Below are 14323 nucleotides of genomic sequence, written 5' to 3' on the forward strand. Positions count from 1 at the left end.
CGCGTTGCGACGCGCTATGACAAGACCAAGGAATCCTACCTCGGTTTCGTCGCAATCGCTGCAGTCAAACTATGGATACCCTTTGTCCACGAGCGCTAGATTAGGCAATTACGTGAAATATGGTTTAGGAAAATATTATAAATATACGCAATTAGTGGTAGAAATTACTACCTTGTCAAAATAGCAGCGCTCGCTGACATTTATGGAAGCGCTTCGGCCCCCAAACGATCACTAAAAATCGAATCGCTAAAGAAGCAATCTCCAATTTTTGGGCGGCGGCAGGACGAATGCCAATGATTGTGAATGTTGACGATTCAAAAACACTGCGCCATTTTCTGGAGAGCCCGCCAATTGGTGCGGTTTTTGAAGAAAACGACTTTAACGTTCTTGGTGCGCTGCCCGTATTGGTGAAAACCTATGCACCCCACACCATCGTCAGCAGTCAGGGCGACTGGGCAAACTCGCTTCACATTATCAAGAGCGGCTGGGGATGCATCTATCGTGATCTGGCCGATGGAGATCGCCAGATACTCGACTTTCCCATGAAAGGGGATTTTCTGGGCTTCCGCACGGGCATCGGCTTTAATTACTACACTTTGATTTCGGTGACCGAAATGTCCGTTTTTGAACTTTCTCTCGACCACCTGACGGAATGTCTTGTGAAATCGCCGCGCCTGGCCATGACTTTTATAGAGCTGATGGCGCGACAGCGCGCCATTCTTGTTGAACATGTCATCAGCATCGGGCGGCGCAGCGGGCTGGTACGTGTGGCGCATCTATTGCTTGAACTCGGGCATCGCGCGCGTTTAAACGGCACGGGCAATGCGGTTTCCTTTTTTTGCCCCCTCACCCAGACAGAGCTTGGCGATGCACTGGGGCTAACCGCCATTCATATCAACCGTATGTTACGTGAGCTGCGTAGCGATGGCTTGCTGACTTTTCGCAACAATCTTGTTGAATTTCTCAACAAGCCGGCCCTCACGCAAATTTCCAGCTTCGATGAAGACTATCTCAATATGGAAATCTTCCCGCGCTTCCATTTGACCAGCCCGCGACACCGTTGAACACCAACACTGTGCGCCGGTTGAAACCTTTAACAACTCAGAGCATTCAATCGCCATAGCCAGTCAGCATTCTTTGCCTCGTTTCAGACTGAAATTAGCAATTGGCACCGGGCGTCCAAACAGCCAACCCTGACCGACAGCATCCGGGTGGAGCTTTAACACATAAGCGGCCTGCTCCGGCTTTTCGATCCCCTCGACAACAATCTTCAAGTCGAGGCGGCGCGCAATGCTACAGATATTCTCGACAATTTCAGCGCTGACTGCCTCTGTTCCAATTGCCTGCGTAAACATTTTATCGATCTTAATACCGCTGATTGGAAGCTTTGCCAGATAAGCGAGATTGGAATAGCCTGTTCCAAAATCATCAATGAAAAACTCGTAACCACTCTCTCGAAACGACTTCATCTTTTCAATGAGATGGCTATGATGTGCCGTTGAACGTTCTGTCACTTCCAAAATGATCTGGCATGGTGACAAGCCATGGCGCTTCACTTCATTTTCCAGAAAAACACGCAATTCAGTGTCGAGAACATCTTCCGCAGACACATTGATACTCAAATAAAAATTGCCATTATTTTTCAAAAAAGGCTGCATCTCTTTCAGCGCATTGCGTATGATAAGACGCGTTACATCCCCGATGATACCAAGCTTTTCGGCGATCGGAATGAAAACGTCCGGTGAAATGGAGTTATGGAGATCATCAAGCAAGCGCGCCAGCACCTCAGCGCCAATCACTTTCTCATCATGCAGCCTTACCAGTGGCTGATAAACAACACTCATGCGTTCCGTAGCAATTGACCGCTTTATCTGCTGAGGCAGTGATGCATATCCCCGCCGCCAGCGAACCGCAGCAAGCCCCCCTCCTCCACCAACCAGTGCCCCAAAGCCTGCAATTGCCAGCAATACGCCAACCGGCTGCTGTAACACGCTGACCCCGGTAAGACTTGCAATAACACAGATATCAAAATCGTCATCGCATCGCGAAACAAGACGGCGAGACCTTAAATCATACCATGCAAGCTGGTGCGGCATATCCGTCTGCAGATGACTGACATCACCAAATGAACGATAGATGTAATGGCCGTCGCGGCTGATCACATGTGCACTCAAATTTGCATCTGCTTTCTCGTGTAGAGCGAATGCAATCGGCGATGTGAAGACGATGGCTGATCCCCTCGCGACCATATCCACATTGCCGGAGTGCTTGCCTATATTGGATGCATTCGCCCACAAATGATGTCCATTATCCACCACGCGATCTGGTTGCGGCAAAACTTCCGGCGGAGAGAAACGCCCCCAGAGCGCCGTACAGATGATCCGGTTGTTTTCCACACGCCCAACATCACGTAAAAACGGTGCCTTAAATGCAAGACGGCGGATTTCTGTTAAATCCTCATCCGAGCACGGTTCGCGATCACTGCTATTGATTAAAGCAAGCGTATTGCGCCCATCATGGGCGACATCAACTGCATTGGACAGCACGTTATCGCGATAATCATTCAGTCGAGCATAAGACAGACGCACCAGCTCAATTTGGCCGAGCATAAGAGTAATTAAAATTCCCAGAATGGCCGCGAGCGCAATAAAGAGCCTGTCATTGCCATTACGAATGCTCAACATCAGGACTATTCCCCACGGCTATTGCGCTCAACTCTCTTATACAAAACCGGTGTCTGAATATTTAACAAAATCGACTATTTCACTAAATAAGCAAATATGTTAAATAATTAGATATAATTTCAATTTAAACTAATAAACATTTAAAATACATGATTATAATACGTAAATTAATTGAATATTTTCAATATATAAAACTTCTATAGTGATTGATATTTTTTAGTTGTTTATAGATATTTCACAGGGAAAAATCGATAAAGCCGGAACGACTGTATAAAAATTTAAATTATATTCGACAGTTGACGTCTGAAAACTTACCAATAAATTATCAGGCATGACCAAAATTGCGATCAATCAAAACTATCTCCTCGAAAAATTAGCGGCCCTGCTGGCAATTCCAAGCCCGACCGGCTTCACAGACGAAGCAGTGCATTTTGTTGCACGCGAACTGGAGCGGCTCGGCCTCGAAGTCATTCTGACGCGGCGCGGGGCGATCCGCGCACGTCGCAATGGAAAATCCCGTAAACCAGCGCGCGGTATTGTCTCCCATTTAGACACGCTCGGAGCGCAAGTTAAGTATCTGAAATCCAACGGACGGCTGGAGCTTGTTTCAATTGGCAACTGGTCGGCACGCTTTGCCGAAGGTGCGCGCGTTTCGATCTTTTCCTCCAAAGGTATCTATCGCGGTTCCATCCTGCCGCTGAAAGCCTCCGGTCACACCTTTAATGAAGAAGTGGATACGCTCCCTGTCGGCTGGAATTATATTGAGCTGCGCGTGGATGCGCTTGCCCGCAACAAGGAAGACCTGATCGAACTTGGCATTGATGTGGGCGATATTGTTGCCGTTGATCCAATGCCGGAGTTCATTGACAACGGGTTTATTGTTTCGCGCCATCTCGATGACAAGGCCGGCGTTGCCATCATGCTCGCTTCTCTTGAAGCCATGCAACGCCTGAATATTGAAACGCCCGTTGACACCTATTGGCTTTTCACGATTGCTGAAGAGGTCGGAGCGGGTGCTTCTGCTGTCGTTGTTCCTGAAATAGCATCGCTTGTGGCGATCGATAATGGCACAACCGCACCCGGACAGAACTCATCGGAGTTTGGTGTAACGCTTGCCATGGCAGACCAGACTGGCCCGTTCGATTATCACCTCACCCGGAAGCTATACGAGCTCTGCGGCGAGCACGATATCCCCGTGCAGAAAGATGTTTTCCGCTATTATCGCTCGGATGCGGCATCGGCTGTCGAGGCCGGACATGATGTGCGCACGGCGCTTCTGACCTTTGGTGTGGATGCCTCGCATGGCTATGAGCGCATTCATTTGAGCGCACTCACCTCCATCGCAAAGCTGAGCGTTCATTATGCAATGAGTGATGTCGAGATCAAGCGCGATGCTGAGGAAACAACCAAGGGTCTCAAGGGCTTCACCCATCAGACATCGACCACGGCTGAGCAGGATTTGAAGCCCGAAGACACGCCGACAGAATAGCCATTCAGGCGACGACATTGGCAAGGCGGGTTCATCCCGCCTTTTTCATGCGCGTAAATTAATTATGATAATTTATTGATAAACTCCATTTTCTCCCTATAAATTAACCCAGACAGACTTGCAGGCAAACATGGCCAAACGAAAGGAACCGCTGATGAAGAGGTTATTTCGCGCCGTTTTAACCGCGGCCACTCTGGTTCTGGGTTCAGCGACATTTCACGCTGGCGCGCAGACACCGCCCGATGTGCTGATTGTGGGGCAGATCGCCGAACCACAATCACTCGACCCTCATACGGTGACAGCAACCAATGATTTTCGTATCCTTGTAAACGTCTATGATGGTCTGGTGCGCTATAAGGATGGGACGCTTGAGATTGAGCCAGCGCTTGCGGAAAGCTGGACCATCTCAGATGACGGAAAAACCTATAAGTTCAAGCTGAAAGAAGGTATCAAATTCCACGACGGCTCCGATTTCAATGCCGAGGCGGTCAAATTCAACTTCGAGCGGATGCTGAACAAGGATCACCCTTTCTATAATACCGGTCCATTCCCGCTGTCTTTCAACTTTGAATCCATCGAAAGCGTGAATGCGGTCGATACAAACACCGTCGAATTCAAACTGAAAGAGCCGTTCGCGCCCTTCCTGTCAAACCTCGCCTATCCGACCGGCCTCATCGTTTCGCCAGCCGCCGTCGAACAATATGGCACTGAATTTGGTCGCCACCCATCGGGAACCGGTCCGTTCAAATTTGCTGAATGGCAATCCGGTCAGCGAGTGGTGGTTGAGCGCAATCCCGATTATTGGGACACGGCACCGACACTCAATGCGATTGTCTTCCGGCCTATCACCGATGCCAATACCCGCGTCGCTGAAATGATGGCAGGCGGTATCGACATCATGGTTGAGGTGCCGCCGGATAACCTTGCGACCTTCAAACAGGATGCGAATTTTGCTGTCGCAGAACAGGCCGGGCCCCATGTGTGGTTTAACATTCTCAACACGAAGAGCGGTCCGTTTGCAGATAAGAAAGTCCGTCAGGCCGCAAATTATGCAGTCAACAAACAAGGCTTGGTCGATAACGTCCTGCAAGGCTCTGCCACCGTTGCAGCCGGTCCGGTGCCGCCCGCTTTCAACTGGGTTAACGATACGACCGAGCCTTATCCTTATGATCTCGAAAAAGCCAAAGCCCTGCTTCAGGAAGCAGATCAGACCAATCCGGAATTGACCTTCTATGTCACGGAAGGCGGCTCTGGGATGCTTGATCCGATCAATATGGGTGCTGCCATTCAGGCCGATCTTCAGGCCGCAGGCTTTAAAGTGAAAATCGAAACCTACGAGTGGAACACCTTCCTTGGTCGTGTGAATTCCGGTCTTGATGGCAAGGCGGACATGGCCGAAATGGCATGGATGACCAATGACCCGGATACGGTTCCCTTCCTCACACTGCGCACCGAAGCATTGCCAGACAAGGGCGGGTTTAACTCCGGCTATTATTCCAATCCCAAAGTCGATGACCTGCTGGCCAAAGCGCGTCAATCAACGGATCAGGCGGAGCGCGGCAAGCTCTATGGCGAGATTCAGTCGATTGTTCACGACGATGCGCCATGGCTTTTCGTTGCCAACTGGAAACAAAACGCCGTCACCACCGCAGCCGTGCAGAATTTCAGGCTTCAACCTTCGTTCCTGCTGCATCTCAAAGATGTAACCAAGCAATAAAACATTGCGCCAGCAATCATGTGGCTGGCGCAAATTTGCCAAAGCCTTTGATGCAAAATATAAAGCGGAGGAGAGCCAATGCCAGTCTATATCCTCAAGCGGCTCGTCGCAGTCATTCCCGTGCTTTTCGGGCTATCGGTCATCGTCTTTCTGGTGATGGCATCAATTCCCGGCGACACCGCAACAGCCCTCCTCGGCTCTTATGCCACGCCGGAAAATGTCGAGCGGATCAACCGCGACCTCGGTCTTGATAAGCCGTTGATCCAGCAATATTTCATCTGGATCAGCAACCTCCTGCATGGGGATTTCGGGCGCTCCTTCGTGTTGAACCGCCCGGTGCTTGATGAAGTGCTGGAACGGTTTCATGCCACGCTCATTCTGGCAGGCGTTGCGCTCGTGCTCTGCACGATATTCGGGCTTTTCGCTGGCATCATATCCGCGGTTCGTCAGTTCGGATGGGCTGATCGCGCAATTACTTTCATCGTGCTTGCTGGCATTTCGATCCCATCTTTCTGGCTTGGGCTTCTGCTGATCTACCTCTTCGCGGTTCACTGGCGTTTTCTTCCCGCTTCCGGCATGTATGCGGTCTATGGCGGCGGTGATCTCAAAGATCTCATCTGGCACCTGATCCTGCCTGCTTCCACCCTTGCCGTGGTTGCGGCTGGTGTGATTGCACGATTAACGCGCGGTGCAATGCTTGAAGTGCTGCGGCAGGATTATATCCGCACAGCACGCGCCAAGGGGCTGAACGAGCGCCGCGTGATCTACGGACATGCCTTTCGTGCGGCCCTTGTCACTGTCATTCCCGTTATCGGCATTCAGGCAGGCTTTGTGCTGGGCGGCGCGGTCTATATTGAAACCGTGTTTCAATGGCCCGGTATCGGCGCCATGCTAGTCAAGGCAATTTCGACCCGCGACATCCTGCTTGTGCAGGGCGGCGTGCTGATCGTGGCAGCCAGCTATGTGCTGTTTAATCTGCTTGCCGATGTCATCCAGACCATGCTTGATCCGAGGATACGCACATGAGCGCAGTTTCGGACACGCCTGAACGTCTGTCGTCATGGCAATTGCTGATGAGCAATCGCCTTGCAGCTTTTGGCTTTTTCCTGCTGGCACTGATCTGCGTTCTCATCCTCATCGTGCCCATCCTACCGCTGCCGAACCCGGATGCGACAGCACCCGCCAACAGGCTGCAACCCGTCTTTAGCGCGGGGCATCTTTTGGGCACCGATCAGCTCGGTCGCGATATTCTCAGCCGCCTTCTGTGGGGCTCTCGTGTTTCGATTGCGGTTGGCTTTGCAGCCACGCTGATTGCCGCAATCATCGGCTCAACCATTGGCATCGTTGCGGGTTATGCAGGCGGACGCACAGATAATCTGATGATGCGCGGCGTCGATATGTTGATGGCTTTCCCCTATATTCTGCTGGCGCTTGCAATCGTCGCAGCCCTTGGGCCGGGATTGATGAATGCACTTTATGCAATTGCGGTCGTCAATATTCCCTTCTTTGCGCGTAATGTGCGCGGCACCGCACTCGGCCTTGCCAATCGTGAGTTTGTTGATGCCGCACGGCTTTCAGGCAAGGGGCATATTTCAATTCTGCTCACAGAAGTGCTGCCAAATGTGTTGCCGGTGATTGTCATCACCATGTCGACAACGGCGGGCTGGATGATCCTTGAAACAGCCGGTTTGAGCTTTCTGGGTCTTGGGGCACAACCACCGCAAGCCGATCTCGGTTCTATGCTTGGCGAAGGCCGCGCGCAAATGTTCACGGCACCGCATGTCTCCATTGTGCCGGGCCTGATGATTTTTCTGATTGTCATCAGCCTGAATGTTCTGGGCGATGGCGTCCGCGATGTGCTCGATCCACGGCTTCGTTCCGGTGCATTGGCAAGACCCGGCGCACGAACCGCCATTGCCAAAAACAGAAGCGTGCCCAAAGCCGCGATGCCCGACGCAGCTCTGGCCGTTGAAAAACTCGAAACCGGCTTCGTCAACAATGGCAGCTACACACCGGCGGTCAAGCAAGTATCGCTGCATCTCAATCGTGGCGAATGCCTTGGCCTGATTGGCGAAAGCGGCTCTGGCAAAAGCGTGACAGCGCTTTCCATCATGGGATTGGTTGCCTCACCGCCTGGATTGATCCGCAATGGTGCCATCTATCTTGATGGGAACGACGTGCTGAATATGACGGAAACCGAACTGACTGCAACGCGCGGCAGCAAAGTTGCCTATGTGTTTCAGGATCCGCTGACCACGCTGCATCCGATGTATTCAATCGGCAAACAAGTAGAGGAAGCAATCAGCGCGCATAGCACGATGAGCGCATCCGAACGCCGAAGGCAGGCAATCGCTTTGCTTGAGAAAGTCGGCATTCCCGACGCTCCCGAGCGCGCAGACCATTATCCGCACCAGCTTTCCGGTGGTCAGCGCCAGCGCGTCGGCATCGCTATGGCGCTTGCCAACGACCCCGATATTATCATTGCGGACGAACCCACGACCGCACTTGATGTCACGGTGCAGGCACGTATCCTCGAATTGCTGCGCGATCTGCAACGCGAACGGGGTATGGCACTGTTGTTCATCACCCATGATTTTGGCGTGGTTTCTGAAATCTGTGATCGCGTTGCCGTTATGAAGGATGGCGAAATCGTTGAAACAGGCACCGCAAAGGCTGTGCTCGCAGATCCGCAGCATAACTATACCAAGCGGCTGATTGCCTGCGTGCCGGAACTGGGTCAGGGAGGGGGCTTTCACGACCGGGTTGCAAAGCTGTTCAATGATAAGCAGAGGGGTGTTGCAACATGACAAACGCAGCAATCAGCGTGCACAATCTGAGCAAAACCTTTGGTGGCGGACGCCCAATTTTTGGCAAACAGCGCCACACCGTCGAAGCGGTCAAGTCAGTCTCGCTTACTCTGGCACGTGGTGAAACCCTGGCCATTGTCGGCGAGAGTGGCTCCGGCAAAAGCACTTTGGCGCGCATGCTGGTGGGCCTGACAGACCCAAGCGATGGAACAATGACAATTGCCGGTCAGGATGCAAGCGCTCTTCGACGTTCCGGACCACGGGCTTTTGGCAAAGTTATTCAATATGTGTTTCAGGACCCGGTTGCTTCGCTTAACCCGCGCAAGACCATCCGACAAATCCTCGAAACGCCGCTGAAACTTCTTGGGGGGCTTGAGCAAGGCCAGCGCCAAAGGCGCATGGAAGAGCTGCTCGACGCCGTTCAAATGCCCAAAGACACCTTATCACGTTATCCACATGAGTTTTCCGGTGGACAGGCGCAGCGCATCGCCATAGCCCGAACACTTGCAGCAAATGCTGAAATCATCGTTCTTGATGAGCCGGTTAGTGCGCTCGATGTCTCGGTTCAGGCACAAGTGCTGCTGTTGCTTGATGCGTTGAAACAGGAATTTGGCCTGTCCTATCTTTTCATCAGTCACGACCTTGCGGTTGTTGAGGCGATCAGTGACCGCGTGGCTGTGATGTATTATGGGAAAATAGTCGAGGAAGCCACGGCGGAAGACCTTTTTACCAACCCGCAACATGCCTATACACGTCAGCTTATCGATAGCGCGCCGCGTATAAAAAGAGAGTAGCAAGGCATGGCCCAAAACAGCCGCACCAAACTTCATGCTGCTTCGCCAGGCAAAGCGAAGCGACGGCCCGAGGTGATTGCTGAGCGTATCCGGCATGTCATTCAGACAGAAGGCCTGCAACCCGGTGACCGGCTGCCGCAGGAAAAAGACCTGATTGACCAATTCAAGGCGGCAAAAGGGACAGTGCGCGAAGCGATGAAAGCGCTTGAAACCCAGGGCCTGCTGTTCACGCGGACCGGCCCAGGCGGCGGTGTTTTCGTAGCCGAACCATCGGCGGAACATGCTATGGAAATGCTGGGACATTATTTTTTCTTCGATCAACCGGGTCTTGAAGAGATTTATGCCATACGCAAGCTGCTTGAGCCGGAAATTGCGGCATCGCTTGCAGGCAAGCTGGACAGTTCCGATCTGGAAAGGCTGGAAAGCACGATGCGGTTTTACGACCGCGCGCCGAAAAATCTTGATGATCAGTTTCAGCAGCGCGTAGCAGAGCTCGATTTTCACAGCGAGCTTGCACAACGTTGCCCCAACCGGCTTCTCGGATTTATCTGCCGCCTTACCCATAAGCTGCTGCGTGATATGCCCCTCGCCCGCGCAATTTATGCCGATCCCACACCCAGCTCGCGCGAGGAAGGCCTGTTGTTTCAGCATCGCCTTTTGGCATCTTTGATTGAAAACCGCCCCGAAGATGCGCGCAAAATAGCCCTAGAACACATGATTTCAGCCGAAGAATACATGATTTCCAAGGCAAAACTGCTGTCAAAAAGCCAAAATCCGTAAAAAGCAAAAATTTCGGAACCATCCCGGCGCACGCGCATTAGCAATATGTGCAGGCCGTCGATACACTCATACGACGGCCTCATTTGTTGTTACTACAATGGAGGTTTCGACCCTTTTTATGTGTGGAATTTGCGGAGAAGTCAGGTTCGATGGTGCAACACCATCGGTTTCGGCAATCTCGAAAATGGCAGACTGCCTTGCGCCCAGAGGTCCAGATGCATCTGGCATCGTGGTGCGTGGTCATGTCGGTTTCGGACATCGGCGATTGCAGATCCTTGATCTGTCTGAAAAATCCCAGCAGCCCATGATCGACGCAGATCTGGGTATAAGCGTCGTCTTTAATGGGTGTATTTATAATTTCCGGGAATTGCGCACGGAACTTGAAGCGATGGGCTATCGCTTTTTCTCCGATGGCGACACAGAAGTGATCATCAAGGCGTGGCATGCCTGGGGCGAGGAATGCGTTTCGCGTTTTCACGGCATGTTCGCCTTTGCCATCCATGAGCGCGATACCGGCAAACTAATCTTTGCCCGTGACCGTTTTGGCATCAAGCCGCTCTACCTTGCGCAAGTTAATGGCGCATTGCGCTTTGCATCAACGCTTCCAGCGCTTGTTAAAGCTGGTGGCATCGACACGTCAATCGACCGCGCAGCCTTGCATAATTACATGAGTTTTCATGCCGTGGTGCCACCGCCGCGCACCATTTATAATGGCGTGCGCAAGCTGCCAGCAGCCACCATTCGCGTTTATCAGGCCAATGGTGAATTTCGCGACCGTATCTACTGGCAGCCCCCGCACAGCCGTCGGCCAAGCGACAACGCCATCAGCCGTGAAGAATGGCAAGAGCAGCTTCTTGATAAATTGCGCTTGGCCGTAAAGCGCCGCATGATCTCCGACGTTCCGGTTGGCGTTCTTCTGTCAGGTGGTGTGGATTCAAGCCTGATTGTCGGCCTGCTTGCAGAAGCTGGTCAGGCAGGACTGATGAGCTTTTCTGTCGGTTTTGAAGAAGCCAACGGCGAAAAAGGCGACGAGTTCGTCTATTCCGACCTTATCGCCAAACATTTCGGCACAGACCATCACAAGATCTTTGTCCCGTCTTCCGATCTGATGGATGCGCTTCCCGGCACCATTGCCGCCATGTCGGAACCCATGGTTTCCTATGATAATGTCGGATTCTATCTGCTTTCCAAGGAAGTCTCCAAGCATATCAAGGTCGTACAATCCGGCCAGGGGGCTGACGAGGTTTTCGCGGGCTATCACTGGTATCCGCCATTGGTCGACTCCAATGATGTGGTCAGCGATTATGCCAAGGCATTCTGTGACCGCTCGCATGATGTGCTTAAAACCCAGCTATCGCCCGACTGGATGACAGATCGCGACTATAGCCGTGATCTCATCGAAGAGCATTTGCTGCGCGATGGCGCTGATACGCCGGTTGACCGCGCGCTTCGTCTCGACAGCAATATCATGCTGGTCGATGACCCGGTCAAGCGCGTCGACAATATGACCATGGCCTGGGGTCTGGAAGCGCGGGTGCCGTTTCTTGATCACGAACTGGTCGAGCTTGCCGCACGTATGCCACCTGAGGAAAAGCTGCGCGACGGCGGCAAAGGCATTTTGAAAGATGTCGCACGCAAGATCGTCCCAAGTGCTGTGATCGACCGCAAGAAGGGATATTTCCCGGTGCCGCAGCTTAAATATATCGCTGGCCCCTATCTCGATATGCTGCGCGATGCGCTTTCATCGCAAAAGGCGCGCGAACGCGGACTTTTCCAGCGCGATTATCTGGATCGTCTGTTTGCGAACCCGTCGGAGCACATCACACCGTTGCGCGGTTCGGAACTCTGGCAGGCTGGACTTCTGGAAATGTGGCTTCAGACGCAAGAGGCCTGAAATGGGGAGGCCTAAGATGAAAAAGACAAGTGAGGTTGACATGACCCGGCAGAAAGCAAGAGGGAGAAACGCTTTCTCGCACAGGCTGACGAGGCTGCGCACACCCGAAGGCGCAGGGTTTTATCAGGAGCATTCAAACGGCAACGCGCAGGGCGCGAGTGACACCACCAACCGCAATGTGATGCTTGATTGCGGTTGGGGCAGATTGCTTTTTGCACAAACCTTTGAAAGCAACGAGGCAATCATTGAGGCCTTGCGCGCCGAAGCACCGGCCAGCCGGGATATTCTGTTTTATGTCAGCGATCCGCATGTGCTGTTGTCACAGGCACCGCAGGAAATCTTTCTCGATCCATCGCACACTTACCGGCTTGATCTGTCCAATTATCGTGCCGGCGGTCGCCAGACGCGTGGCATCAGCATTCGCCGCGCTGTGTCGGAAATCGATGCAGACGGAATCAATGCCGTTTATGCGGCCTGCGGCATGGTGCAATTGCGCCCGGATTTCTTCTCATGTGAACGCGATAATCGAGCCGTCACCTATTTTGTTGCGCAGGATGACGCGAGCAGCGAAATTGTCGGCACTGTCACCGGCATCAATCACCAACGTTTGTTTAACGACAGGGATCAGGGCGGCTCACTTTGGTGCCTTGCCGTGCATCCGCAGGCGCGACAGCCGGGTATTGGCGAAAAGCTTGTGCGCAAGCTTGCCGAGCATTTTCAGGCACGCGGGCTTAATCACGTGGATTTGTCAGTGCTATACGACAATGACAATGCAATCCGCCTTTATGAAAAATTGAAATTCCGCCGCGTTCCGCTTTTCACGATCAAACGCAAGAACGCGATCAATGAAAAATTCTTTGCGCAACCGATCAACGCAATTGGCGCGCTCAACCCCTATGCGCGCATTATTGTCGATGAAGCGCTAAGGCGCGGCGTGCATGTCGATATTACAGACGCCAAAGGCGGCTTTTTTCGCCTGTCCCATGGCGGGCGTTCGATCCATTGCCGCGAGAGCCTTTCGGAAATGACATCGGGTGTTGCCATGTCCATCTGTGATGACAAGGCCGTCACGCGCAGAACCGTCGCAAAAGCGGGCCTGAGTGTGCCCGAGCAGATAGCAGCAAACGCCGAAGACAAGACGCTCGAAGCCTTTCTCGCAAAGCACGATAAACTGGTCGTAAAGCCCGCGCGCGGGGAACAGGGGCGTGGAATTTCAGTCGGCGTAACGACGATGAAAGACTTGCGCGCCGCCATCAAGCAAGCACGCGAAGTGTGCGACCAGGTGTTGCTCGAAGCCTGTTTTGAGGGCGATGATCTTCGGCTGGTTATTATCGACTTTAAGCTGGTGGCGGCGGCGATACGCCGACCACCGCGGGTGATCGGCGATGGCAAATCCACGATTCGACGGCTTATCGAGGTCCAGTCACGTCGCCGTCTTGCAGCAACAGGCGGTGAAAGCCGGATTCCGATTGATGCCGAGACCAGACGTTGCCTTGAGCAGCAGGGGCTTACGCTTGACGATATTCTCGCGGATGCACACGAAATCACCGTACGCAAGGCGGCCAATCTCCATACGGGAGGCACGATTCACGATGTAACGGCAATGGTGCATCCGTCTCTCGTCGAAGCCGCCTGCAAGGCTGCCCGCGCAATCGACATCCCGGTTGTGGGAATTGATTTCATGGTGAAATCACCTGAAACGCCTGATTATGTGTTCATCGAAGCCAACGAGCGACCTGGATTGGCCAATCACGAGCCACAGCCAACCGCTGCGCGTTTTGTAGAATGCATGTTTCCGCAATTGCTCCATGTCCCCCAAAACTGGGAGCCAGCTTCGGGCGGATAAAACACCCAGGCGCATCGCACCGACAAGACCACGCTCTCAGCGAATGCGGTTCATTCTCGATGCCGGCTGTTTATGTTCCAATAATACAGTCGGCATCTGCGTGCTCATTTTACCAGTTTCATGGCAAGTGGGCTTCACTCCGAGGCCATTGCTTTTCCAGATATTTTTGATGTTTTACTGCGAGCAGCGTCGTTTCAGATCGCAACTTAAATCCCTTAGAGCCGAACCGAAAATTAAGTTGAGCGATTTCAGGAGTTTATGATTCTCTGTGGTTTACCAAGACTACGGAGGATCACATGGCCTGGACTGAAA

At 52.7% G+C, this 14323-nt stretch carries 10 protein-coding genes; 9 read left to right on the forward strand and 1 reads right to left on the reverse strand.

The genetic code is table 11. The features are described from left to right. Positions 1-293 precede the first annotated feature (293 nt). Positions 294-1064, forward strand: a complete 771-nt coding sequence (locus tag VBH83_RS18470; RefSeq protein ID WP_265986456.1) for a Crp/Fnr family transcriptional regulator — start codon at positions 294-296, stop codon at positions 1062-1064. A 63-nt stretch (positions 1065-1127) separates the two neighbouring features. On the opposite strand, the gene VBH83_RS18475 is transcribed toward VBH83_RS18470, so the two are convergent. Continuing rightward, positions 1128-2684, reverse strand: a complete 1557-nt coding sequence (locus tag VBH83_RS18475) for an EAL domain-containing protein (RefSeq protein WP_265986457.1) — start codon at positions 2682-2684, stop codon at positions 1128-1130. A 331-nt stretch (positions 2685-3015) separates the two neighbouring features. On the opposite strand from VBH83_RS18475, the gene VBH83_RS18480 reads away from it, so the two are divergent. From VBH83_RS18480 to ngg, 8 genes are all read left to right on the forward strand, one after another. Continuing rightward, positions 3016-4173 (forward strand): osmoprotectant NAGGN system M42 family peptidase, encoded by a 1158-nt coding sequence (locus VBH83_RS18480; RefSeq protein WP_265986458.1) that lies wholly within the window; start codon positions 3016-3018, stop codon positions 4171-4173. A gap of 154 nt (positions 4174-4327) precedes the next feature. Next, complete coding sequence (locus tag VBH83_RS18485; RefSeq protein WP_265986459.1) at positions 4328-5890, forward strand: ABC transporter substrate-binding protein; 1563 nt, start codon at positions 4328-4330, stop codon at positions 5888-5890. Between the two features lie 78 nt (positions 5891-5968). Beyond that, a complete protein-coding gene (locus VBH83_RS18490) occupies positions 5969-6916 on the forward strand; it encodes an ABC transporter permease (protein WP_396998993.1) in 948 nt (315 codons plus the stop codon). Beyond that, positions 6913-8697 (forward strand): dipeptide/oligopeptide/nickel ABC transporter permease/ATP-binding protein, encoded by a 1785-nt coding sequence (locus VBH83_RS18495; RefSeq protein ID WP_265986461.1) that lies wholly within the window; start codon positions 6913-6915, stop codon positions 8695-8697. The genes VBH83_RS18490 and VBH83_RS18495 overlap by 4 nt, the downstream gene beginning before the upstream one ends. Beyond that, positions 8694-9491 (forward strand): ATP-binding cassette domain-containing protein, encoded by a 798-nt coding sequence (locus VBH83_RS18500; RefSeq protein WP_265986462.1) that lies wholly within the window; start codon positions 8694-8696, stop codon positions 9489-9491. Before VBH83_RS18495 ends, VBH83_RS18500 begins: the two co-directional genes overlap by 4 nt. A 6-nt stretch (positions 9492-9497) precedes the next feature. Continuing rightward, positions 9498-10271, forward strand: coding sequence for a FadR/GntR family transcriptional regulator (locus tag VBH83_RS18505; protein WP_265986463.1), 774 nt, complete (start codon positions 9498-9500; stop codon positions 10269-10271). A gap of 118 nt (positions 10272-10389) precedes the next feature. After that, a complete protein-coding gene (locus VBH83_RS18510) occupies positions 10390-12165 on the forward strand; it encodes an N-acetylglutaminylglutamine amidotransferase (RefSeq protein ID WP_265986464.1) in 1776 nt (591 codons plus the stop codon). Between the two features lie 16 nt (positions 12166-12181). Then, positions 12182-14011, forward strand: coding sequence for an N-acetylglutaminylglutamine synthetase (ngg, locus tag VBH83_RS18515; protein ID WP_265986465.1), 1830 nt, complete (start codon positions 12182-12184; stop codon positions 14009-14011). Positions 14012-14323: the final 312 nt, after the last annotated feature.

This window comes from Ochrobactrum sp. S1502_03 (assembly GCF_044435015.1).
Lineage (GTDB): Bacteria > Pseudomonadota > Alphaproteobacteria > Rhizobiales > Rhizobiaceae > Brucella > Brucella chromiisoli.

Coding starts and splice junctions, on each gene's coding strand:
- VBH83_RS18490 (WP_396998993.1), top strand. CDS start 5,969: ATGCCAGTCTATATCCTCAAGCGGCTCGTCGCAGTCATTCCCGTGCTT.
- VBH83_RS18500 (WP_265986462.1), top strand. CDS start 8,694: ATGACAAACGCAGCAATCAGCGTGCACAATCTGAGCAAAACCTTTGGT.
- VBH83_RS18505 (WP_265986463.1), top strand. CDS start 9,498: ATGGCCCAAAACAGCCGCACCAAACTTCATGCTGCTTCGCCAGGCAAA.
- ngg (WP_265986465.1), top strand. CDS start 12,182: ATGAAAAAGACAAGTGAGGTTGACATGACCCGGCAGAAAGCAAGAGGG.
- VBH83_RS18495 (WP_265986461.1), top strand. CDS start 6,913: ATGAGCGCAGTTTCGGACACGCCTGAACGTCTGTCGTCATGGCAATTG.
- VBH83_RS18480 (WP_265986458.1), top strand. CDS start 3,016: ATGACCAAAATTGCGATCAATCAAAACTATCTCCTCGAAAAATTAGCG.
- VBH83_RS18470 (WP_265986456.1), top strand. CDS start 294: ATGATTGTGAATGTTGACGATTCAAAAACACTGCGCCATTTTCTGGAG.
- VBH83_RS18510 (WP_265986464.1), top strand. CDS start 10,390: ATGTGTGGAATTTGCGGAGAAGTCAGGTTCGATGGTGCAACACCATCG.
- VBH83_RS18485 (WP_265986459.1), top strand. CDS start 4,328: ATGAAGAGGTTATTTCGCGCCGTTTTAACCGCGGCCACTCTGGTTCTG.
- VBH83_RS18475 (WP_265986457.1), bottom strand. CDS start 2,684: ATGTTGAGCATTCGTAATGGCAATGACAGGCTCTTTATTGCGCTCGCG.